The sequence below is a fragment of the Aeribacillus composti genome (genome assembly GCF_031760945.1).
Classification (GTDB): Bacteria; Bacillota; Bacilli; order Bacillales; family Aeribacillaceae; genus Aeribacillus; species Aeribacillus composti.
Genome location: NZ_CP134501.1, coordinates 1,634,244 through 1,657,326, shown reverse-complemented (window position 1 = coordinate 1,657,326; position 23,083 = coordinate 1,634,244). Strand labels below are relative to the sequence as shown.

The following is a 23,083-nucleotide window of genomic DNA, read 5'->3' as shown; positions in this document are numbered from 1 at the left end:
TTTTCTCGCCTGCCATCACGATGTGAAGTTTGCCGAACGATACCAATTCTTTCATATTTTTATAAGAGACTTTTTATACTGCTTTCTTCATGCTTGTTTTTTAGCAAGCTATGATGATCTATAAGCTGTCAACAGCATTTGCAGCTTTATATTTTCCCTTTAATATACTCCTCGATAATTTGTTGATGAATGGTTTGGTTAGCGGTGAAAATGCTTTGCTTTTTAAGCAAATCGACTGGTTTTCCGTCAAGCGTTGTCGTAACCCCGCCTACTTCGTCGACAAGGATTAAACCTGCCGCAAAATCCCAAGGAGCAAGTCTCATTGTAATATAGCCGTCCAGCTTGCCTGCAGCTACATAGGCAAATTCAAGAGCGGCTGAACCAAATGATCTCGTTCCTCTTAAACGTTTGACAAGCGGACTTAATATTGCTGGATCAATTCGTCTGTTTTCCACCAGCCATGATGCATTCAAGCCGATGATGGATTCTTCTATTGTTTTCTTTTGTAACGGCGGAAGCTCCGTTTTGTTTAAATAGGCGCCATTCCCCCTTATCGCATGGTACATTTCATCTCTGACGACATCATAAATCAGTCCTATTTGACCGACACCATCCGCAAAAACAGCAACCGAAATGCAGAAATTCCGCTTTTGATGTACAAAATTCATTGTGCCGTCAATCGGATCAATTATCCAAACGATACCGTCCAATGATTTCAATTCATGACCGGAACCTTCTTCTCCTAAAATGCTGTGTTCCGGAAACGTTTTGCGAATATTTTCCCAAAAGAAATGCTCTACTTCCCGGTCAATATTCGTCACTAAATCGTTTGGACCTGATTTCGCTTCAACGACCAGCTTTTGTTGAAATGATTGGCGAATTCTTTCACCAGCCTCATAAATCCATTGCTTTGCTTTTTGATCTATTTCATGCCAGTTCATCTATCTTACCCACTTTCTATTCAATCACCTTTTTTAGCATACTGTAAAGAAATGGAGAAAATCAAGTTTTTCACCTTTATCATTGCAATATTTCACCCACATTATTTTTCTTTCTCTGTCGGTTTGTGCTACAATGTGGACAAACAACACAAGGAGGATTTTTATGGATTTTGTGCCATTTGTGAAGGAAGATTTTGAAGTTTTTCAAATAGACGGTTTAGAAGCGAGAATGGATGAGCTAAAAAAACGGGTGCGCCCAAAACTTGAAGCGCTGGGACAGCATTTTGCACCTACTTTGTCTGCTTTGACGGGAGATGAAATATTTTATCATGTAGCAAAACATGCCCGCCGTACCGTTCATCCTCCCAATGACACATGGGTTGCATTTGCAAACAGTAAACGGGGTTATAAGAAGCTCCCTCATTTTCAAATCGGATTATGGAGCACACACGTCTTTGTTTGGTTTGCCATTATTTATGAATCCCCTGTGAAAGAAGAAATCGGAAAACAATTTTTACAGAATTGGCAGCAAATTCGAAAGCAAATTCCTGAAGATTATTTCTGGTCAGCCGATCATACAAAACCAGATGCGGAAAAACAAAAAAATTTATCTGACGAAGATTTTCAACGAATTTTTCAACGTCTGCAATCGGTGAAAAAAGCAGAAATGTTATGCGGCATCAACCTTCCAAAAAATGAAGTTCTCTCCATGAGCAGGGAGCAATTTTTGGAAAAGGTTGACGAGACGTTTAAAACGTTAATGCCGCTTTATCAAATCACACAAAAAAGCACTGTTTAAAAATGGTCAGGATGCGCTGCATCGCTGACCATTATTTCTTTTGAAAACAATTAAGCAATGCTGGACCATTTCCGCCTTATCTCTTTCGCCTGTTCAATGATTTCGTCAAACAGTTCCGCAACAGACGGAATATTTTTTACCAGCCCTATAGATTGACCGGCCCATGCGTATCCTTCCTCGATTTTGCCTTCATAAATATATTTTTTGTTCGCTTCTCCACTAATGAAATCTTTTAGCGACTCATAATCTCCTCTTTCTCTTTCAATTTCCAAAATTTTTTCGGTCCAATTATTTCGAAGCGCCCGACCTGGTGCCCCTAACGACCTTTTAATAATGACGGTATCAAGTTCAGTACCGTTGACAATTGCTTCTTTATATAACGGGTGTGCATGTACGCATTCCTTCGTTGCAATAAAACGAGTTCCCATTTCAATCCCTTCAGCTCCAAGAGCCAATGCTGCCATTAGTCCCCTCCCGTCCGCAATGCCTCCAGAAGCAATCACCGGAATGGAGACAGCTTCCACTACTTGTGGAATTAATACGAAATTGCCGATATCGTCTTTTCCTAAATGACCGCCGCCTTCTTGTCCGACGACCATCACTGCATCTGCTCCAAGCTCTTCCGCTTTCTCCGCTTGTCTTCTTGCCGCAACGAGAACTAGTTTTTTTACATCGACACCTTTTAATTGGTCAAAAAGCGGAGCCGGGTTCCCGCCAGTGATGGAAATGACCGGCACTTTTTCTTCAATCGCCACATCAAGCATATCGGAAAATGGACGGCCATGCTGACCGATGGCGAAGTTCACTCCAAACGGCTTATCCGTTTTTTGTTTCACCTTCCGTATTTCCTCTCGAAGCGCAGCTGGATTCGGAAGAGACATAGCCGTGATCTGACCGAGCCCTCCTGCATTGCTTACTGCACTTGCTAATTCTGAATACGCTAAATAAGCAAGTCCCCCTTGAATGATCGGATATTTAATCCCTAGCAATTCGGTAATTTTTGTTGAAAATACCATGTTTCCCCCTCCCCATTTCGTATTATTCTTTTTCCACGCATTAAATTCCTTCTTTATAAAAACGTAGCTCAAAACAAAGAGAAGCACAAAGATATTAAAAACCCTATTTAATGCCTTTTGCAGGTTTTAAAGGAAAGTGCTATAATTTCATTTGTTTTTAATTTTGGGGAACCTTTAAAAAGTAGGTGAAAAGGAAAATTGTCACAGCATGATACACCATTGTTTACAGGTCTTTTAGAACATATTCAAAAAAATCCAATTCAATTTCACATTCCCGGCCATAAAAAAGGAGCCGGAATGGAGCCAAAATTCCGAGAATTTATCGGACATAATGCTCTGGCGATGGACTTAATTAATATCGGTCCTTTGGATGATCTTCATTCGCCAAAAGGAATTATTAAAGAAGCACAAAAATTGGCTGCTGAAGCTTTCGGTGCCGATCACACCTTTTTCTCGGTACAAGGTACGAGCGGAGCCATTATGACAATGGTCCTGTCGGTTTGCGGACCTGGAGATAAAATTATTGTTCCAAGAAATGTTCATAAATCGGTCATGTCAGCAATCATTTTTTCAGGGGCTTCCCCCGTTTTTATACATCCTGAAGTGGATAAAAACCTCGGCATTTCTCACGGAATAACGACAGAATCAGTTGAAAAAGCTCTTCAGCAATATCCTGATGCAAAAGGGCTTTTAGTCATTAATCCAACGTATTTCGGAATCTCAGCTGATTTAAAACAAATCGTAAATATTGCTCATTCATATAATGTCCCTGTTCTTGTAGATGAAGCGCACGGCGTCCACATTCATTTTCATGACAAGCTGCCATTATCCGCCATGCAGGCAGGGGCAGATATGGCGGCAACTAGCGTTCATAAGCTGGGAGGATCGATGACGCAAAGCTCTATTTTAAATGTTCGGGAAGGTCTTGTGTCTCCTGACCGTGTTCAATCGATTTTAAGCATGCTGACTACGACATCGACATCCTATTTGCTTCTTGCATCACTGGATGCAGCTCGAAAGCAGCTGGCAACGAAGGGCTATGAATTATTAGAGCAAACGATTCAATTGGCGAATCAGACAAGATACGAAATTAACAAAATTGATCATCTATATTGTGTAGGAGAAGAAATTTTGGGAACGAATGCAACGTATGATTATGATCCGACAAAATTAATTATTTCTGTGAAGGAACTAGGCATAACGGGATATGATGCAGAGCTGTGGTTAAGAGAACATTACAACATTGAAGTGGAGCTTTCCGATCTGTACAATCTGCTCTGTCTGATCACGCCCGGTGATACAGAATATGAAACATCACTTTTAATAAAAGCGCTTCGTGCTTTGTCAAAAGAATTTTCCCATCAGGCAAACAAGCAAGCGGAAGTCTCTGTCCTTCTGCCCGATATTCCTGTTTTGGCGCTGACACCTAGAGATGCTTTTTATGCAGAGACGGAAATGGTACCTTTTGAACAATCTGTCGGACGCATTATTGCAGAATTTGTCATGGTGTACCCACCGGGCATACCGATTTTCATACCAGGAGAAATCATCACTAAAGAAAATTTACATTACATCCGAAAAAATTTAGATGCCGGCCTGCCTGTTCAAGGTACAGAAGATCCAACTCTTTCCTACATTCGCGTTATTAAAGAGCATAAACCGATTAAATGAGAAATCGCTGAAGAAGCTTTATAAATCCATACATTCGAGGACAAGTCGAAAAACGGATGAAACCAAATTTTGCTGAAGATCGATCATAAAATAATTTTGCTGCGGTAATGGCTAAAACCATTACCGTATTTAATTTATAATAATATTCAATTCTTTTAAAAGGAGCGACAACAATGAAAGAATATCAATTTCCCGTTCCGCCTATTTTTATTTTACTAATTGGTGTTATTTCTATTTCATTTTCTTCTATTTTTGTTAAATGGTCTGATGCGCCTGCATCTATATTAGGAATGTATAGACTGCTTTTTACGGTGATCGTTATGCTGCCGTTTCTCCCTTGGAAGAAAATCAAAACAGGAGCTATTAACATTCAATGGAAGGATTGGATTCAACTACTTTTATCTGGAATCTTCCTAGGTTTTCATTTCTTATTTTGGATGGATTCCCTTAGATATACAACAGTAGCAAGTTCAATGATTATAACTACATTAGAGCCTGTATTTGTTATGATCGGAGCTTATTTTATTTTTAAAGAGAGAACAAACCTTATTGGGATTGTGAGTATTTTTATAGCTGTTAGCGGTTCAATCATTATTGCATGGGGAGATATTAATCTTTCTACAAAAGCATTATATGGAGATTTCCTTTCATTAGCAGGAACGTTAGCAGTAGCCATTCATATGCTTTTTGGACAAGAATTATGCAAAAAAATTCCAACATCAATATATAGTTTTTGTGTGTTCTTTATAGGTGGATTTGTATTATTGATTTACAATCTTAGTTACGAGGTCCCGCTGATTCATTATTCAGTTCATGATTGGGGCATATTTGTACTTCTAGCACTAGTCCCCAATATTTTTGGTCACGTATTATTTAATTGGCTTTTAAAATATTTGGATGCTACGACGATTTCAATGAGTATTTTAGGTGAACCAATAGGGGCAATTATATTAGCATACTTATTTTTAGGAGAAGCTACATCTATTTCCCAAATGATTGGCGGAGCGCTATCTTTAATTGGAGTCAGTATGTTTTTGAAAAATAAAGGACTTTCAAATAAGGAATTGACTACGAATGCTTCTGTAAAAAGTGCTAATACATAACTAAAATATGGACGACGGCCTTCCTGCTTCGTGGGGAAGGTCTTTCATTAAAAAAACAGTTAATAGAAGTAATGAAATATTTTTTGATAAACAAACGGTAAAACGGAAGCAATAATTAAACCTGTAACAATTGAAGATATGGTGAAGATGATGAACTTCCGAAGCGATATTTCTTTCCTCTTAAAAGCGATGATGAATACCCTTATCATAGAAAAGACAGTAATAAATATAATAATTGCCGAAAAGACGCTTGCTGCCATTACCTCCATTGTAAAGCTCCTTTCACAAAAGTCCTTTAGCTACATTTTACCGCCTAATGAATGGAATAGACACCACTTTTTATACTTTTATTGAAAAGACATCGATAACAAACTTCGCTATATCGAATTGCTGCCAGTTCCAATATTGGCTGCGAAATTTGTCGTAACTCCAATAAATTTTTCATCCAACCTTTTATGCACAAGTGACATTTGGTATATGTTTCATCAATCTTTACAAACCGCATCGCTGTCGTTTTAACACTTAAAAACCGCAATGACCGTCTTACTGAAAAAGACAAAGGTGAATTGATAAAAAATGAATTCAAACGATGTTTTTCTGTCTTAGCTCTCAATCACAATCCTGCAAGCATCCATTCCATTAAGATCACCAGCATTTGCTTTACATAAAAAAAAGCTGCCTTAAAGACAGCCCATTTATCTTAAACCCCTTTGTTACACGTGTTATTCAATATGTTATTGATGATTGCTTTTTTTACGATTCTTTTCTGTACAGCAATTGTTGCATTTACCATACAATACCGTAACTTTTTCATCATCAAAGAAATGAATTGTTGAATTGCAGTCTTGACAGACAATTGTTCCCATCCTGTATTCCCCTTTTCCATATAGCGTCATAAAGAATAAAGTGGAGACAAAATGACCTGATAGTTATATATTAATATGTCACATTATATTCGTCAAGCAGAAAATTGTATAACACATTTATTTTTTTATGCATTAAAAAATATGTAAATTGATTTTATCCGCTACAATTAAAGTTTTGTACATTTTATATGGGGATGGGGACATTTTTTTGGTTCAAAGTAGCTTTCAAATGACCTTTATCTTTATGATCATTAGCATTACATGATTGCTGAGTATGATCCATTACGTGCATCTAAAGTCTACAACCCAACAACTCAAACATTCGCTCTAGATATCATACTTCTCGTACACGATTTGAAATTTTTTAATTTGTTTAAATAATATTTTATTTTTGTAACATTTGCATAACATTCAAAAGTGACGGAATTAAATATGTTAAAATGGCGTTAAGAAAAAATGAACACATTTTACCAGTTTTCTTTAAACGAAAGAGGTAGGACAATGGTGAAATTTATTGCATATACCTATACCGTTGCCGTACTGCTTCTATTGTCATCTTGTATTGCTGATCCGAAAGACAATCACTCGATTTCAAGCTCCGACAAAAAACAAATTCTTTTTTTTACCGACCAAAAAATGATGGAAAAAGAATCAATTTACTACGATGCTTTATTAGATTTAAAAAAACAATTTCCAGAGGAAATGGACAATATGATGATCTACCAAGCTGATAATCCTGAATCTAAGCGGTTTAATATTAAAACATATCCTTCCATTATCGTGATGGATCATGACGGCATCATTTTGCATATTAAAGGATCAGTTTCAACAAAAGATGAAATTGTAGAGCCGGTCTCAGAAGTGCTTTCCGAATAATGAGAATGTCGGTTTGAGGTAATTAAGCGCTGAGAAGATTCTTTAGTTAAATAGGATTTGTGCTCAAAATCTCTGCACAACATATTTTTGTGAAAAAACTTTCACAACAGTGAGAGAATTGTTCCATCATTTATTTTTCATCATAAAAACATACTAACATTAGTAGTACAGACCTAGGCCAAGGTTTGTGCTACTATTTTTTTATAGTAGAAGTGAAGGAAGGTCGAACATCCCCTGGGACCAAATAGAGTCCGTATTAAAAACAGACCAACTTCACATCCTTATTTGAATCAGTTTAGTATGTTGGGTCCGAAGAGACCGTGTATAAGAAAATGGAATCAATAAGGCAATGTGAAGAACTTCTATGTTTGGCTAAAAAGGAGAGGCAGAAAATATGAAACACGTAGTGGCATTTGATGTCAGTATGGGGAAAAGTACAATGGTCATTTATGACCGTTATCGTCAATGCGAATATGAGGGTGAAATAACCCATAACCGCTACTCTTTCGAGAAATTAAACGAAACCCTTATATCTTTAACACAAAAAGATGCACAGGCACCTGATATTGTCTTTGAAGCAACAGGCGTATATTCAAAACCACTAGAACGATTCTTAGGTGATCAAGGTTATATGTATTATCGAGTTAACCCACTCGAAGCGAATATTCAAATGGCTTCAATGAGGAGACAAAAAACAGATAAAAGCGACGCTCATGAACTTGCGAAAACTCACTTTAGAGTTGAACGTGAACAAACTTATCAAGAAGGGGAATATTATAAACAAATGCGTGCAATGACGAGATATTATGATGAATTAAGTAGTGAAATGACGCATTTATATAGTCGTTTACATGCGATTCTACAATTGAGTTTTCCCGAGTTAGAAAAGCTATTCAGTAAACGTTCTGCTTTATTTTTGAATGTCGTTCAATTATACCCTCATCCGGATCATGTGTTAGTTTGTTCAAAAACAGTGATTCGTAATCGTTTAAAAGCCAACACAAGAAAAAACTTATCATTGGCACGTGCTGAAGAAAAAGGGATCGCTTTAATCGAAGCAGCAAAAGAAGCGTATCCAGCAATTTCAAAAGATGATATTCGCTGTGAACAAGTGCGGGATTATGCCAAACGGATTGCAGACTTGAAGGAGAAAAGAGATCAACTTGTCCAAAAGATGGTTAAATTATCGAAAGATAAACAAGAGTATCAGATTTTAATTTCATTTCCAGGAATCGGAGAAACGACTGCAGTTCGTTTAATTGGAGAATTAGGAGATATTCGACGATTCAAAAACCATAAACAACTGAATGCTTACGTCGGTATTGATATTATGAGATATCAATCTGGGAATACCTTTTATAAAGACAAGATTAATAAAAGAGGAAATAACAAACTTAGAAAGATTCTATTTTACATGATCCAGACCATGATCCAACTACGGAAAAACACACAAAATCATATTGTAGATTATTATGATAAATTAAAAACGCAACCCCAGAGGAAACCTCATAAAGTTGCGTCCATAGCATGCGTGAATAAGTTCTTGAAATCGGCTTATCACCTTATCACACATAATCTGAAATACGATTACGAAAAGGCAACAATGCATCAGTAATCGTAAGTAAGATTATATCACAAAGACCTGACGAAAAAAATGGAAATCGTGAGGTCTATTTGTCATGCGAAAATTTATTTTGGAAGGAAGGGGTCCCCCTTCCTTCCAAAATAAAATCTATATTAACCAAATTATTTAATAAAAAATACTTGACTAGAGGTAAGAAAGGGGTTGTCCAAAAAGTCAAATCCCCATTGAAAACAAATAATCATAAACACCGATATATCAACGTTTCTATAACATTAAAAGGGGCAGTCAATAAGCCGAAAAAACGACTTATTAGACTGCCCCCTTTGGGCTGCATTACTTATTTATAATATGAATCGGTGTTCCAAGTGCAAGTTCGGCAGCTTCCATTGCAATTTCTCCTAATGTCGGGTGGCCATGAATTGTCAAGGCAATATCTTCTGCCGTCATGCCTGCTTCGATCGCAAGTCCAAGTTCAGCAATCATATCTGATGCGCTGACACCTGCGATTTGAGCCCCAATAACAAGGCCGTCTTCTTTTCGTGTAATCAATTTTACAAATCCATCGGTTGCATTTAATGACAATGCGCGGCCGTTTGCTGCAAATGGAAACTTAGCTGCCACAATGTCAATTCCTTCGTCTTTAGCCTGTTGTTCCGTATATCCGACAGAAGCCAACTCAGGTTCTGAGAAGACAATGACAGGAATTCCGTTATAATCGATTTCAGAAGGTTTTCCAGAAATCGCTTCTGCAGCAATTTTCCCTTCATATGAAGCTTTATGAGCAAGTGAAGGTCCTGGAACGATGTCGCCGATAGCATAAATATTTGAAATATTTGTCCGGCACTGTTTGTCAATTTTAATGTAGCCTTTTTCATCGATTTCTACTCCGACTTGTTCGAGACCAAGTTCATCAGTGTTTGGTTTGCGTCCTACTGTAACTAAACAATAGTCCGCTTCCACTACTTGCTCTTTTCCTTTCGCTTCAAATGTCACTTTTACTCCGTCTTTTGTTTCTTCAACACCTTTTGCAAGTGCGCTAGTATGAATTTCGACATTTCCTTTTTTCTTCAACGCTCTTTTTACAAGAGCTGTCATTTGTTTTTCAAATCCTGGAAGAATTTCTTTGTCTCCTTCAATAATCACAATTTCAGTGCCGAAATTCGCATAAGCAGTTCCAAGCTCTATGCCAATGACTCCCCCGCCAATGATAACCATTTTTTTCGGAACTTCTTGCAGGGACAACGCTCCTGTTGAGTCAATGACTCGCTCAGAAAATTTAATGCTTGGAATTTCAATTGGACGGGAGCCAGTTGCAATGATTGCATTTTTAAATTTATACGTTTGAGCTGAATTCTCGTTTATGATTCTGACGGTGTTGCGATCAACAAAATATGCTTCGCCTTTTACAATTTCAACTTTATTCCCTTTTAAAAGGCCTTCAACACCGCCTGTAAGTTTTTTGACGACACTTTCTTTCCAAGCTTGCACTTTAGAAAAGTCTAGTGTTACATTTTCAGCTTTTATTCCTATATCTTCTGATTCTTTAGCCTCTACATAACGGTGTCCTGCACTAATTAATGCTTTAGAAGGAATACATCCAACATTGAGGCAGACGCCGCCAAGAGATCCTTTTTCAACGATCGTAACTTTTTGCCCTAATTGCGCAGCTCTTATTGCAGCCACATAGCCGCCGGGACCAGCTCCTATGACGAGAGTGTCAGTTTCAATCGGGAAATCTCCTACTACCATTTATTACGCCTCCATTAGTAATAATTGGGGATCATGCAATAAACGCTTAATATGGTTAAGCGCATTTTGTGCAGTTGCACCGTCGATCATTCGATGGTCAAAGCTTAAAGACAGCGCTAAAACAGGGGCTGCAACGATTTCTCCGTTTTTCACAACCGGTTTTTCAGAAATGCGTCCGAGACCTAGAATGGCTACTTCTGGATGATTAATGACAGGAGTAAACCATTGGCCGCCAGCGGAACCGATATTGGTTATCGTGCATGATGCGCCTTTCATTTCATTTGGAGTAAGTTTGCCCTCACGCGCTTTTGTTGCCAATTCATTAATTTCTGCAGAGATTTCAAAAATCGATTTTCGATCTGCATGTTTGACAACAGGAACTAAAAGTCCTTTTTCCGTATCAGCTGCAATTCCGATATTGTAATAGTGCTTATGAATAACTTCTTCTGTTTCATCATCAAACGACGTGTTTAATACTGGATATTTTTTCAGTGCCGATGTTAAAGCTTTGACAACATAAGGCAAATATGTAAGCTTAATGCCTTGTTCTGCCGCAATAGCTTTAAATTTCTTCCGATGTGCAACAAGCTCTGTTACATCGACTTCATCCATTAATGTTACATGTGGCGCAGTTTGCTTCGATTTAACCATCGCTTTTGCAATTGCTTTTCGAATACCGCTGATTTTCTCGCGGGTTTCTGGGAATTCTCCTTCAAGGACAACCGGAGCCGGCGCTGCTTTTTCTCCTGCCGATACGCCTGTTGCAGCTTCTTTTTCCACGTTTTCAACAGGTTTTGCTTCTTCTTGTCCACCTTTCAGATAAGCATCAATATCTTCCTTCAATATGCGCCCGCCGTTTCCTGAGCCTTGTACCAATCGAATATCAACGCCTTTTTCACGCGCATATTTTCGGACGGATGGCATTGCAATAACGCGTCGGTTAACATCTACGTCTTCTGAAGCAGACTGTGAAGCGTTGCTTTCCACTTTTTGCTCTTCTGTGGAAGGCTTTTCTTCTTTTGCTGCTTCACCGCTTTCATCGCCTTTTGATTGATTTTCATAACCTGGAGCATCAATTGTGACTAATACTTGACCGACAGTTGCAACTTCCCCTTCATTCACTTTTAATTCTAATACTTTTCCTTTTACAGGGGAAGGGATTTCAACTACTGCTTTGTCATTTTGCACTTCACAAAGAACATCATCTTCATTGATTTCATCACCAGGTTTGATAAACCATTTTACTATTTCACCTTCATGAATGCCTTCACCGATATCCGGCATTATAAATTCAAAAGCCACAGATTTCAACCTCCTAAATAATTTTCAGTTGATGGCCGAAAAGAAGAAAAGATGATGCTCCTCTTTTTAGCCAATTAGAAATTCAATGCTTTTTTAGCCGTTTCAACGATATCTTTGTAGTTTGGAAGCCATACATCTTCCGCTTGTGAGAATGGATAGACAGTGTCCGGAGCTGCCACGCGGAAAACTGGAGCTTCCAAGCTAAGAATCGCTCTTTCATTAATTTCTGCAACAACATTAGCAGCAATTCCTGCTTGTTTTTGGGCTTCCTGCACGACAATCGCGCGGTTTGTTTTCTCTACTGAAGCAATAATCGTTTCTATATCCAGCGGACTTACTGTTCGTAAATCGATCACTTCTGCTGAAAAGCCCTCTTTTTCAAGTTCGTCAGCAGCTTTTAAAGATTCATGCACCATTGCCCCGTAAGTGATGATCGAAATATCTTTCCCTTCACGTTTTATATCCGCTTTGCCGATCGGAATTGTATATTCTTCTTCCGGAACTTCATCACGGAAGGAACGATAAAGCTTCATATGCTCCAAGAAAATGACCGGATCATTATCCCGAATTGCTGAAATAAGCAACCCTTTTGCATCATAAGGGGTGGAAGGAATAACGACTTTTAAACCAGGCTGCTGCGCCATCAAGCCTTCCAAGCTGTCCCCGTGAAGCTCAGGGGTATGAACGCCGCCGCCGAAAGGAGAACGAATGGTGATCGGAGCATGCCAGCGGCCCCCGGAGCGATAACGCAAACGCGCCATTTGTCCAGAAATGGAATCCATAACCTCATAAACAAAACCGAAGAATTGAATTTCAGCTACCGGACGAAAGCCTTGTGTGCTTAAACCGATTGCCAAGCCGCCAATTCCTGATTCTGCCAGAGGTGTATCAAAAACTCGGTCTGGGCCGAATTCTTTTTGAAGTCCTTCTGTTGCACGGAACACACCGCCGTTTACACCAACATCTTCCCCAAATACTAACACATTTTCGTCGTTTTTCAGTTCCGTACGCAACGCATCAGTGATTGCTTGAATCATTGTCATTTGCGCCATGCTCACTTCGACTCCTTCTCTTTATAAATTTCATATTGTTCTTTTAGGTTATAAGGCCAGCTTCCTTCTTCAAACATAATGTTGATTAAGTCTGTCACTTTTTGTTTTGGAGTTTCATCCGCTTTTTTGATTGCTTCTTTTATATCTTCTTTCGCCTTTTCGATAACTTCGTTTTCTTCTTCCTCGCTCCACAATCCTTTTGCTTGAAGGAAGTTTCTGAAACGAACAAGCGGATCTTTTGCCTCCCACTCGTCATCAAGCTCTTTTGCCCGATATCTCGTTGGATCGTCTCCTGCCATTGTATGCGGACCGTAGCGGTAGCATAATGTTTCAATTAATGTCGGACCTTCACCGTTTATTGCCCGTTCACGCGCTTCCTTCACAGCTGCATAAACAGCAAGCGGATCCATTCCATCTACTTGTATGCCAGGGATTCCAGCTGCAACAGCTTTTTGTGCAAGTGTTTCAGCTGAAGTTTGCACTTCTACAGGTGTTGAAATTGCAAACCGGTTGTTTTGAACGATGAAAATAGCAGGTGCTTTAAATGCCCCAGCAAAGTTTATTCCTTCGTAAAAGTCGCCTTGAGACGTTCCTCCATCACCTGTATACGTAACAGCAACTGCTTTTTTGCCGCGTTTTTTCAAGCCTAATGCTACCCCTGCAGCTTGCACATATTGGGCGCCGATAATAATTTGCGGTGAAAAAGCGTTTACGTCTTCAGGCATTTGGTTTCCATGAAAATGCCCGCGGGAATATAAAAATGCTTGATACAAAGGCAATCCATGCCAAACTAACTGCGGTATATCACGATAGCCCGGGAGAATGAAGTCCTCTTTTTCCAAGGCAAAATGAGAAGCAATTTGTGATGCTTCTTGTCCGGCAGTCGGTGCGTAAAAACCTAAACGACCTTGACGATTTAAAGAAATTGAACGCTGATCCAACACTCTGGTAAATACCATTCGTCTCATTAATTCCTTTAATTCTTCATCAGAAAGGGAAGGCATCGCATCTTCATTCACGACTTCGCCTTTTTCGTTTAAAATTTGGAACGTTTGGAATTCCTTGCGAATCGCATCAAATTGCTTTTCGCTGTCAACGACAACATTTTTCGCCTTTTTTGCCATTCAACACACCTCTTCGTTTCATTTTCTCAGCCTTTAAATTCATCCATAAAACTAGATTACCCCAAATTGTTCATAGAGACACACATTGCGGATCTTTAATTGCCAAAATCGTCAAGTACATTGCAAGATCGCTTTACAAACTGTATTAATTTTTTTATTTAAAATAGTAATACACATCGATTTCACTTCATAGTGTACACCCTTTTTTCACATGCGTCAATTAATTTGTTTATTTTTAAAACAATATATAAAACGCTTTCAAGATAATTGGAAATATTTTTACTTTTAAATCTGTACTAATACAACAGATAATTCTGTATCACTATTACAGATACAGACGGAAGCGAATCATTTATCTGGAGAGCGTGTTGCTTCTCTATATAAATTACAGAAGAATTTATATAAATAAGGAAGTCTTCTAGGCAAACGTCTATACCTTTATTTTGCTTCATCATACGATGATATAGACATTTGCCCTAAATAAGGCGATATGGAGTCCTTATGTGGAGGTGAAAGAGATGCATTATTATTACAATCCGTCTTATCATTACCCATCATACGGATATTTTCCAGTTTCAAACTGGACATTTGTATTGATCGCTGTGCTTTTTATTTTGCTCATTATTGTTGGCGCTGCCTGCTTAAACTATTAATTGATGATTGTCCGATTTTCGGGCAATTCTTTTTTGTTTCTTTTAAAAGATTTATGTATAATGAAATTTGTTGATATAGGTTCAGGAGTGATTAGCAATGATTACAATGGAAGATATTATTAAGGAAGGACATCCAACTCTTCGTCAAGTTGCCAAGGAAGTGGAATTGCCCGCTTCTGAAGAGGAGAAAAAAATTTTAGCGGAGATGCTTCAATACTTAAAAAACAGTCAAGATCCAGAGATTGCAGAAAAATATGGATTGCGGCCTGGGATCGGTCTTGCCGCCCCGCAAATTAATGTATCAAAACGAATGATTGCCGTTCATGTGACGGATGAAAAAGGAAAATTATATTCGTACGGTCTGTTCAATCCAAAAATTGTAAGCCATTCGGTGGAACAAAGTTATTTAACAAGCGGTGAAGGATGCCTTTCCGTTGACAGAGAGGTTCCAGGATATGTTCCGCGTTATGCACGCATCCGCGTCAAAGGGGTTGACCTTGAAGGCAATGAAGTCGACCTTCGTTTAAAAGGTCTTGTCGCTATTGTGTTTCAGCATGAAATAGATCATTTAAACGGCATTATGTTTTATGATCGGATCAATAAAGAGAATCCTTTTAAAGAACCGGAAAATGCAACTCCAATTGACAGATGAAGCCAGAAGTTAGCGCCCGGCATCCAAGCCGCGGAATATTTTGAAGCAAAACGAAAATCCATGCAAAAAATCCCGAATAGTTCTTTCGGGATTTTTTGTTCATAAAGAGAAATTTTTTGTGCACACTACCATTTGAAATCGCCTTTGCAAGGCATTTTTTTGAGTTTAGCTTCGGATTTATATCAACTGCAATTGCTTTGCAGCATAAAATATTCCATCTTCATCAACAGGCTTTGTAACAAAATCAGCTACTTTTTTCACATGCGAAACAGCATTACCCATAGCAACGCCTGTTCCAGCAAACGAGATCATTTCTATATCATTCAAACCGTCTCCAAAAGCAACCACATCTTGACGGCTAACGCCAAGCATATCCATTATCTTTTTGATCCCTTCTGCTTTCGATCCTTTTTTTGGAACAACATCAGTTGAAAGCTGGTGCCAGCGGACAAATTTTATCTCTTCAGAAATATTGAACTGTTCTTCTTCTCCTTCTTTGCAAAACAAAAGCGCTTGGTAAATATGTTTTTCTTGAAAATAATCAGGTCTGCACTCAGGATGCGAGAGGTGCAAAGATTTCAAACTTTCATGAATAAACGGATGATCTTCCACATTTGCTTTCATATCTTCTTCACTCAAAAATACAAGCGGGTAATCAGTATTTTCAGTCGCTTCGATTAATTGCTCCAACGCATCGACCTTCAAAGGATTTTCATAAATGACTTCTCCTTCATGCACAACATACTGTCCGTTATAGCTGACATAAGAATGGATTCCGAGCTCTTCTCTTAGCTTTTTAAACATAAAAGGGCCGCGGCCGGTTGAGATGGCGACGTGATGTCCGGCTTTTTTCAAACGGGAGACCACGTCAAGAGTAGATTCCGGCAAACGTTTATCATGATCCAATAAAGTACCGTCTATATCAAAAAAAATAAATTTTTTCCCCATGTTCAATCTCCTTTTCTCTTTCGTGAAAACCTTATCTACACTAAACAAAACGGTATAGTATGCAAACGCTTTATGTCAATAGAGCTTTTCCACGTTTAGCCATAAAAAAAATAAAAAAATAGCATATAATATAAGTAAATACAATCGGACTCGACTTTGACATCTTATTGAAGGAGGAGTTGATATGTTAAAACGTTTAAAGAAAAAAATTAAAAAACAGTGGAAGCAATTGCTTCGCAGAAAATCGATTGCTTAAAGAAACCGGGCGGCTTTAGCCCGGTTTTCGTTATTTTCAATGAAGGTTGGATTTGCCATCAGAATCGACTATAATAATAAAAGCTAGTTTAACATGGAAAGTAAGGAGAGATTACGCAAATGATGTTTAAAGTTTTTTATCAGGAAAACCCGAATGAACCGCCTGTTCGGGAAAGAACGAAAACATTTTTCGTTGAAGCGGAATCAGAAAGAGAAGTTCGTGAAAAATTAAAAGGCCGCTCCATAAACATAGAATATATTCAACCGATTAGCGGTCCGTTTTATGAATTTGAAAAACAAAGCGAAAATTTTTCTGTATTGGAGAAATGATAGTATATGAAATTTGTAAAAAGAGACCAAGTAGCAGCATTCGCCCTCGGCGGATTGGGCGAAATCGGAAAAAATACGTACGGTGTGCAATTTCAAGATGAAATCATTTTAATTGATGCTGGAATTAAGTTTCCAGAAGACGAACTTCTAGGGATTGACTATGTGATTCCGGACTATACGTACTTAGTAAAAAACCAAGAAAAAATTAAAGGCTTGTTCATCACACATGGCCATGAAGATCATATAGGCGGTATACCTTATTTGCTGCGGGAAATTAATGTACCAATCTACGGCGGTAAACTGGCGATCGGACTGATTCGCAATAAGCTTGAAGAGCATGGACTTTTAAGACAAGCTAAACTAAACATCATCCAGGAGGATGATGTGATTCGGTTCAGAAAAACTGCCGTAACTTTTTTCCGTACAACTCACAGCATTCCAGATTCATATGGAATTGTTGTCAAAACTCCCGCAGGAAATATCGTTCATACAGGAGATTTTAAGTTTGATTTTACTCCAGTCGGGGAACCTGCAAATTTAACTAAAATGGCGGAAATCGGCAAAGAAGGTGTGCTCTGTCTTTTATCGGACAGCACAAACAGTGAAATTCCTGAATTTACAATGTCTGAAAGAAGGGTCGGCGAAAGCATTCACGACATTTTCCGAAAAGTAAGCGGCCGCATCATTTTTGCAACATTTGCATCCAATATTCATCGACTTCAGCAAGTAACTGAAGCAGCTGTTAAAAACAATCGAAAAATAGCTGTTTTTGGAAGAAGTATGGAAGCAGCTATCCAAATTGGTCAAGAACTCGGGTATATTCGCTGCCCGAAAGATACGTTTGTTGATGCAAATGAAATAAACCGTCTGCCCGCTCATCGGGTCGTGATTTTATGTACAGGAAGCCAAGGCGAACCAATGGCCGCTCTGTCCCGAATTGCAAATGGAACTCATCGGCAAATCCAAATTATTCCCGGCGATACGGTCGTTTTCTCATCATCGCCCATCCCAGGGAACACTTTATCGGTTTCAAGAACGATCAATCTGCTTTTCCGCGCCGGTGCGGAAGTAATTCACGGGTCGTTAAATGACATCCACACGTCTGGCCACGGCGGACAGGAAGAGCAAAAATTAATGCTGCGGCTAATGAAGCCAAAATATTTTATGCCGATTCATGGAGAATATAGAATGCAGATCATGCATATGAAACTAGCTGTCGATTGCGGAGTTCCAAAGGAAAACTGTTTTATTATGGATAACGGAGATGTGCTGGCGATGAACGACCGCGAAGCATCCATTGCCGGTAAAATTCCATCCGGATCCGTTTATATTGACGGAAGCGGAATTGGCGACATTGGAAACATTGTGTTAAGAGACCGAAAAATTTTATCTGAAGAAGGACTCGTAATCGTTGTCGTCAGCATCAATATGAAAGAGTTCAAAATTGCTGCAGGACCTGACATTATATCGCGCGGCTTCGTTTATATGAGAGAATCCGGAGATTTAATTAAAGATGCCCAAGAACTGATTACTAAGCACTTAAATAAAGTATTGGAAAGAAGAACTACGCAGTGGTCGGAAATCAAAAATGAAATCGCCGATACACTCGCTCCGTTTTTATATGAAAAAACGAAACGCCGACCGATGATCTTGCCAATTATAATGGAAATTTAAGTAATAACTTGTGATCGATCCCTCTTGTGTTGACAGTGGAACGTACTGTTTAACATAAGAGGGATTTATTTTGCAAAAATGTCCAGTTGTTATTTTGTCGGCTCATAACACGAAGCATCCGGCCGCTCTTGCTTTTTTAGGTAGATGGTTTTAAAGCGGGCAGCCGTCAGCTAAAAGTTCTTATAAAAAAACGAAAAAGTGAGTGCTTGAAGAGAAGAAAGACGGAGATCAAAACATGTAAATGAAAAATACCGAAAAGTTTTATGGTTAATTTTTTCGATATACAAGTGTTTAATAGAAGAGCAGAAAGACATTTTATGTACGTTTGTGCCATCATATAAATTTATACGCAATCATTTGAAAAACATTTCATGAAAAAATTCGACTTGGTTAATGTCATAATCAGAATTTTTCAGGAGCAGGTGCTGCAAGTGGCAGCAGTAAAGGGAGATAATAAAGAAATCAATTTGTAGTTAAAGAAGACATGTATTCGATTGCCAGAAAAAACAACGACATTCTTGCAATAAGCAAGGATTTTGAGCCGGCAAACAAAAAAAGAATGAGAAGAACTGTCTTTGGGCATTCTAGACAGCTGCTTCTCATTCAATTACCATGTAAGCTTCAAATGATTGTTTTTACTTGACTGGATAAGTTCAGTTCATTCTTCAGTAGATTTTGATTTTGCCCATGCGGATGAAACATTTAAAGCTCCGAAAGAATGTATATAAGTTTTCATTATTCTCCTAGCACTTTCTTTTCAAACCGATCAATATCGACATCAGCTCCGATGACAATTAAAATATCTCCTGCCTTGATTACTTCTGTAGCTTGCGGCGATACGATAATTTCGTTATTTCGTTTAATCGCAACAATATTGATTCCGTATTTCGCACGAATATCGAGCTCGATGAGAGAATGACCGGCAATGTTGCGGTTAGCAGCAATTTCAACAATGCTGTGCTCTTCCGACAGCTCAAGATAGTCCAACACATTGTTCGAAAGAAGATTATGGGCAAGCCGCCGCCCCATATCCCGTTCAGGGTGAACAACTGTATCTGCTCCTATTTTTGACAAAACCTTTTCATGATAGTCGTTTTGAGCCTTCACCGTTATATGCTTAACTCCTAGTTCTTTCAACATAATGGTTGTCAAAATGCTCGCTTGAATATTGTCGCCGATGGCTACGATCACATGATCAAAATTTCTGATTCCCAAGCTTTTTAATACGGCTTCATCCGTTGTATCCGCTACAACAGCATGTGAAACAATATTGGCAAATTCGTTTACTCGATCCTCATCCACATCAATGGCAAGCACCTCTGCTCCTTCTTCCGATAACGTTCGGCAAATGCTTCCGCCGAACCGCCCCAACCCGATTACGGCAAACTCCTTTTTCATCAATACTCCCCCATTACAACTTGAATGACATTATTCTTGTATTTCTTGGCCAAAATCAATCGCTTGTTTCAACTTTTGCTGCATAAACCCTATTCCTTTGCAATCGGAAAGAGGATAATGAAAAGCTGTCTTATTTGTAAACACTTGTTCTATATATGGACGGAATTTCTTTCCTCCCAAAAGAACAATATCATCTACATCTAACAAATTTTTTTCAACCGCTTGTTCCTTCAATTGGTTGATTGTAATTAATTCAGGATGCTTTTTCATGCTAAAGGAAACATTGTAAGGACCAGGCACAAAATCATTTGGCCGCAAAAAGCCATGCTTGGCAGACAAAATCACCCATTCATCGAAAAATTTTTTAGCATACGCCTGGCAAAGGCGGTGAAAAACTCCTATATACGCTTTTTCTGCGGAAACAGCACCTGCACTGGGCTCTTTATCCCATACTTTTTTTGTTCCGCAAGGTATGACACAAATCCTTCTCATTTAACATTTCACCTGTTCAATCGATTATTCAATTCATTCAAAAATTGTATAATATCGTTATGAAAAACAAAATCAGCCCATTCATCGAAGTCTGTTTGTTCTTGGTTGACAATCACTAATACCGCTCCCATCCTTTTTGCCAAGAACGGTATTTCGTTCGCTGGCCGAACTGTTAAAGATGAACCAAGCACGATCATAACGTCTGCTTTTTCACATTCAAGCTCCGCATCTCTAAAAGCATCTTCCGAAAGCAGCTCTCCGAACAGTGTAATGGAAGGACGAATAAAGCCCCCGCAGCCGCAATAATATTGATTTTTCAAGTATACATCATTTAAAAAGCGTTGGCCGCAATTGTGGCAGTGAAACGTTTGAAGTGTTCCATGAAGTTCAATTACGTTTTTGCTTCCTGCTAAGAGATGGAACCCATCAATGTTTTGAGTAATAATCGATTGAATCTTCCCTTCCTTTTCCCATTTTGCCAGCAAGTAGTGTCCTTCATTCGGAGATTTGCTTTTATATAATTGAAGGCGTTCTTTATAAAATTGAATAAATTCATCACGGTTTGTCTCCATCGCTTCAATGCTTGCCAATTTACTCGGATCCTTTTTGCGCCACAAACCAGTTTTTGAACGATAATCCGGAATTCCGCTGGCAGTGGACATCCCTGCGCCAGTAAATACAACAGCATGTTCAGATTGTTGCAAAAGATCAGCGATTTCGGATATCAAAGCCATCTTTTTTCATCCTTTTTTATTAATTGTGAAAACAATTATTTTAACCTGAACTTACCATTTTTTTATAAATGAAATCAATAAATTCGTCAACAATTTCTTTGCGGAACCGTTCAGTCCGAGACAATATCGATAAATGCCGTTTAATTTCCACATCTTTTATTTTCAATTCATGTAAGTAGCCGTATTTCAGTTCTCTTGACACCGTAATCCTCGGCAAAAAGCCGATTCCCAGTCCGGATTCTATAGCAGCTTTTACAGCCTGCGTGCTTCCTAGCTCCATATAATAATTTATTTTATCTAACACCCCATATTTTTTTAAAGTATTTTCGATAATGAGACGGGTTCCTGAATTTTTTTCTCTCCAGATCATTTTTTCTTTTGCCAGCTCTTCAATGTCAATTTGTTTTTTCTCCTTCAAAGGATGCTCTCTTCCGCATACTAAAATAAGCTCGTCATCGACAAGCTTTTTTACATGAAAAATGCTGTTTTCTACAACTCCTTCTACAAATCCGATATCAATTTTGCGGTCAACAAGCCGATCAATAATGCCCGGAGTATTAGAAATCGCTAATGAAAGCTTTACATCTGGCACTTCTTTTTTAAATTTTCCGAGCAGACTAGGCAAAAGATATTCCCCAATTGTCAACGTCGCTCCGACACTTAGTGTAAAATCTTTGTGTCCGGTTATTTCCTTTACTGCTTCTTTTGATTGTTGAATTTCTTCCACAATATTTTTGGCAATCGGATATAACATTTTGCCGGCTTTTGTCAAAGTCATTTTTCCGTTCGAACGGTCAAACAATGGGGTTCCATAATAATCCTCTAGTTGATGGATTTTTCTCGTAACAGCCGGCTGGGACACATAGACAAGCTTTGCAGCACGGCTGATGCTCCCTTCCTCAACAACAAGACAAAACATTTTTAAACTTTCCAAATCCAATTCGGAATCACTTCCTTACAATTTAAACACTTAAAAACAACTTCATGCTAACACCTATCAGCAAAAAAGACAACATTTGCAAAATCCATTTTCCAGGCACTTTTGTTGATAAGATAGCTCCCAGTTGAGAGCCGATCATCACTCCTATACCGCCCCACAAGCAGGCCGTCCAATTAACATTCCCTAATGCAATTTGATTCAGCGCACCAACAAGTGAATAGATCGATAATGCAAAAAGAGAAATCGCAGTTGCGTCGTGAGGACGAATCTTCAATAAATAAATTAAAATGGGGACGAGCAACCATCCGCCGCCAATTCCAAAAAAATTCGATAAAGTTCCCAACAAAAGTCCGATGATGAATAAAAAAACAGCTTTTAAACGGTTTCTGCCCTCATTGAAAAAACCTGCTTTCATACTATGTTCCGGCTCTTCCGGAGCTTTTTTTAAAAGCAAAAACATCCCGAGCATGAATAAAGCAGCGGCAAATATCCAATAAAAAAAGTCGGGTGAAATAATTCCCAACAGCCAAGTGCCGATAAACGTTCCCGGGATGGAGCCGAAGATGATCGGCCAACTGATAGAAAAATGAACACGCTTTTGCCGTATATAATTCATCGACCCTGATATGGAATTGAGAAAAACCACAACAAGACCCGTACCAGCTGCAATTTCAGGAGGCAATTTCAACAGCAATAAGAGAGCAGGAACAAACACAAATCCTCCCCCTGCTCCCACCATTACCCCATAAGCGCCTGACAAAAGTCCAAGAGCGAGCAGCAAAACCATTTCCACCATTCAAGTTCACCTCTGTTAATATCCTAATTAAAGGGTACCAGTGAGAAGGATTGGTGTGAAATGCTTATTCAACATGGGGTATAACAAAATGTTATAGTTTGTGATATTTTTGTTTTTAGTGCTTCTA

The 23,083-nt window shown here is 38.7% G+C and carries 22 protein-coding genes; 9 read left to right on the top strand and 13 right to left on the bottom strand.

Features of this window, described 5'->3' with window-relative positions:
- Positions 1 to 146: 146 nt before the first annotated feature.
- Entirely contained in the window at positions 147 to 941 is a 795-nt protein-coding gene (locus RI196_RS08090) for an inositol monophosphatase family protein (protein ID WP_311067229.1), read from the bottom strand.
- Positions 942 to 1,104: 163 nt separating this feature from the next.
- On the opposite strand from RI196_RS08090, the gene RI196_RS08085 reads away from it, so the two are divergent.
- Positions 1,105 to 1,740, top strand: coding sequence for a YktB family protein (locus RI196_RS08085; RefSeq protein WP_063389651.1), 636 nt, complete (start codon positions 1,105 to 1,107; stop codon positions 1,738 to 1,740).
- Between the two features lie 50 nt (positions 1,741 to 1,790).
- Here RI196_RS08085 and RI196_RS08080 read toward each other — a convergent pair whose 3' ends face one another.
- Positions 1,791 to 2,756, bottom strand: a complete 966-nt coding sequence (locus RI196_RS08080; protein ID WP_063389650.1) for an NAD(P)H-dependent flavin oxidoreductase — start codon at positions 2,754 to 2,756, stop codon at positions 1,791 to 1,793.
- Positions 2,757 to 2,954: 198 nt separating this feature from the next.
- Between RI196_RS08080 and RI196_RS08075 the strand changes: the two genes are divergently transcribed.
- Together RI196_RS08075 and RI196_RS08070 are read left to right on the top strand one after the other, a co-directional pair.
- Positions 2,955 to 4,427: an aminotransferase class I/II-fold pyridoxal phosphate-dependent enzyme gene (locus tag RI196_RS08075; protein ID WP_066250238.1), complete on the top strand. Its 1,473-nt coding sequence runs from the start codon at positions 2,955 to 2,957 to the stop codon at positions 4,425 to 4,427.
- Between the two features lie 173 nt (positions 4,428 to 4,600).
- Positions 4,601 to 5,530, top strand: a complete 930-nt coding sequence (locus RI196_RS08070) for a DMT family transporter (RefSeq protein WP_063389648.1) — start codon at positions 4,601 to 4,603, stop codon at positions 5,528 to 5,530.
- Between the two features lie 734 nt (positions 5,531 to 6,264).
- Here RI196_RS08070 and RI196_RS08065 read toward each other — a convergent pair.
- Positions 6,265 to 6,396 carry a GapA-binding peptide SR1P gene (locus RI196_RS08065; RefSeq protein ID WP_082830423.1) on the bottom strand — a complete coding sequence of 44 codons (132 nt, stop codon included), beginning with the start codon at positions 6,394 to 6,396 and terminating at the stop codon, positions 6,265 to 6,267.
- Between the two features lie 501 nt (positions 6,397 to 6,897).
- Here RI196_RS08065 and RI196_RS08060 point away from each other — a divergent pair.
- Both RI196_RS08060 and RI196_RS08055 read left to right on the top strand, forming a co-directional pair.
- Positions 6,898 to 7,272: a hypothetical protein gene (locus RI196_RS08060; RefSeq protein WP_311067228.1), complete on the top strand. Its 375-nt coding sequence runs from the start codon at positions 6,898 to 6,900 to the stop codon at positions 7,270 to 7,272.
- A 394-nt stretch (positions 7,273 to 7,666) separates the two neighbouring features.
- On the top strand, positions 7,667 to 8,887 hold the full coding sequence (locus tag RI196_RS08055; protein ID WP_063388609.1) for an IS110 family RNA-guided transposase: 1,221 nt from the start codon (positions 7,667 to 7,669) through the stop codon (positions 8,885 to 8,887).
- A gap of 303 nt (positions 8,888 to 9,190) precedes the next feature.
- Here the strand turns inward: RI196_RS08055 and lpdA are convergent, their stop codons facing one another.
- The 4 genes from lpdA to pdhA all read right to left on the bottom strand — a co-directional run bounded on the left by lpdA (position 9,191) and on the right by pdhA (position 14,084).
- Positions 9,191 to 10,606: a dihydrolipoyl dehydrogenase gene (gene lpdA, locus RI196_RS08050; RefSeq protein WP_066251282.1), complete on the bottom strand. Its 1,416-nt coding sequence runs from the start codon at positions 10,604 to 10,606 to the stop codon at positions 9,191 to 9,193.
- A 3-nt stretch (positions 10,607 to 10,609) separates the two neighbouring features.
- The gene (locus RI196_RS08045; protein ID WP_063389644.1) at positions 10,610 to 11,908 is read right to left on the bottom strand and encodes a dihydrolipoamide acetyltransferase family protein; all 1,299 of its coding nucleotides are present in this window, start codon (positions 11,906 to 11,908) and stop codon (positions 10,610 to 10,612) included.
- Positions 11,909 to 11,982: 74 nt separating this feature from the next.
- Positions 11,983 to 12,960, bottom strand: coding sequence for an alpha-ketoacid dehydrogenase subunit beta (locus RI196_RS08040; RefSeq protein ID WP_063389643.1), 978 nt, complete (start codon positions 12,958 to 12,960; stop codon positions 11,983 to 11,985).
- Between the two features lie 2 nt (positions 12,961 to 12,962).
- Positions 12,963 to 14,084, bottom strand: a complete 1,122-nt coding sequence (gene pdhA, locus RI196_RS08035) for a pyruvate dehydrogenase (acetyl-transferring) E1 component subunit alpha (RefSeq protein WP_063389642.1) — start codon at positions 14,082 to 14,084, stop codon at positions 12,963 to 12,965.
- A 518-nt stretch (positions 14,085 to 14,602) separates the two neighbouring features.
- Here pdhA and RI196_RS08030 point away from each other — a divergent pair.
- Positions 14,603 to 14,737 (top strand): YjcZ family sporulation protein, encoded by a 135-nt coding sequence (locus tag RI196_RS08030; RefSeq protein WP_130157987.1) that lies wholly within the window; start codon positions 14,603 to 14,605, stop codon positions 14,735 to 14,737.
- A 97-nt stretch (positions 14,738 to 14,834) separates the two neighbouring features.
- A complete protein-coding gene (gene def / locus RI196_RS08025) occupies positions 14,835 to 15,389 on the top strand; it encodes a peptide deformylase (RefSeq protein WP_063389641.1) in 555 nt (184 codons plus the stop codon).
- A 177-nt stretch (positions 15,390 to 15,566) separates the two neighbouring features.
- Here def and RI196_RS08020 read toward each other — a convergent pair whose 3' ends face one another.
- Positions 15,567 to 16,337 (bottom strand): Cof-type HAD-IIB family hydrolase, encoded by a 771-nt coding sequence (locus tag RI196_RS08020; RefSeq protein WP_311067227.1) that lies wholly within the window; start codon positions 16,335 to 16,337, stop codon positions 15,567 to 15,569.
- A 375-nt stretch (positions 16,338 to 16,712) separates the two neighbouring features.
- On the opposite strand from RI196_RS08020, the gene RI196_RS08015 reads away from it, so the two are divergent.
- Together RI196_RS08015 and rnjA are read left to right on the top strand one after the other, a co-directional pair.
- Positions 16,713 to 16,922, top strand: coding sequence for a DNA-dependent RNA polymerase subunit epsilon (locus RI196_RS08015; RefSeq protein ID WP_063389639.1), 210 nt, complete (start codon positions 16,713 to 16,715; stop codon positions 16,920 to 16,922).
- Positions 16,923 to 16,928: 6 nt separating this feature from the next.
- Positions 16,929 to 18,596: a ribonuclease J1 gene (rnjA, locus tag RI196_RS08010; RefSeq protein WP_063389638.1), complete on the top strand. Its 1,668-nt coding sequence runs from the start codon at positions 16,929 to 16,931 to the stop codon at positions 18,594 to 18,596.
- Positions 18,597 to 19,331: 735 nt separating this feature from the next.
- Here the strand turns inward: rnjA and RI196_RS08005 are convergent.
- The 5 genes from RI196_RS08005 to RI196_RS07985 are packed head-to-tail and all read right to left on the bottom strand — an operon-like array spanning position 19,332 to position 22,956.
- A complete protein-coding gene (locus RI196_RS08005; RefSeq protein WP_269467019.1) occupies positions 19,332 to 19,997 on the bottom strand; it encodes a potassium channel family protein in 666 nt (221 codons plus the stop codon).
- Positions 19,998 to 20,024: 27 nt separating this feature from the next.
- Positions 20,025 to 20,486: a DUF6884 domain-containing protein gene (locus RI196_RS08000; protein WP_130157983.1), complete on the bottom strand. Its 462-nt coding sequence runs from the start codon at positions 20,484 to 20,486 to the stop codon at positions 20,025 to 20,027.
- Between the two features lie 8 nt (positions 20,487 to 20,494).
- Positions 20,495 to 21,220 (bottom strand): NAD-dependent protein deacylase, encoded by a 726-nt coding sequence (locus RI196_RS07995; protein WP_144596953.1) that lies wholly within the window; start codon positions 21,218 to 21,220, stop codon positions 20,495 to 20,497.
- Between the two features lie 40 nt (positions 21,221 to 21,260).
- Positions 21,261 to 22,160 (bottom strand): LysR family transcriptional regulator, encoded by a 900-nt coding sequence (locus RI196_RS07990; protein ID WP_063389634.1) that lies wholly within the window; start codon positions 22,158 to 22,160, stop codon positions 21,261 to 21,263.
- Positions 22,161 to 22,182: 22 nt separating this feature from the next.
- Complete coding sequence (locus tag RI196_RS07985; protein WP_094245630.1) at positions 22,183 to 22,956, bottom strand: sulfite exporter TauE/SafE family protein; 774 nt, start codon at positions 22,954 to 22,956, stop codon at positions 22,183 to 22,185.
- Between the last annotated feature and the right edge of the window lie 127 nt (positions 22,957 to 23,083).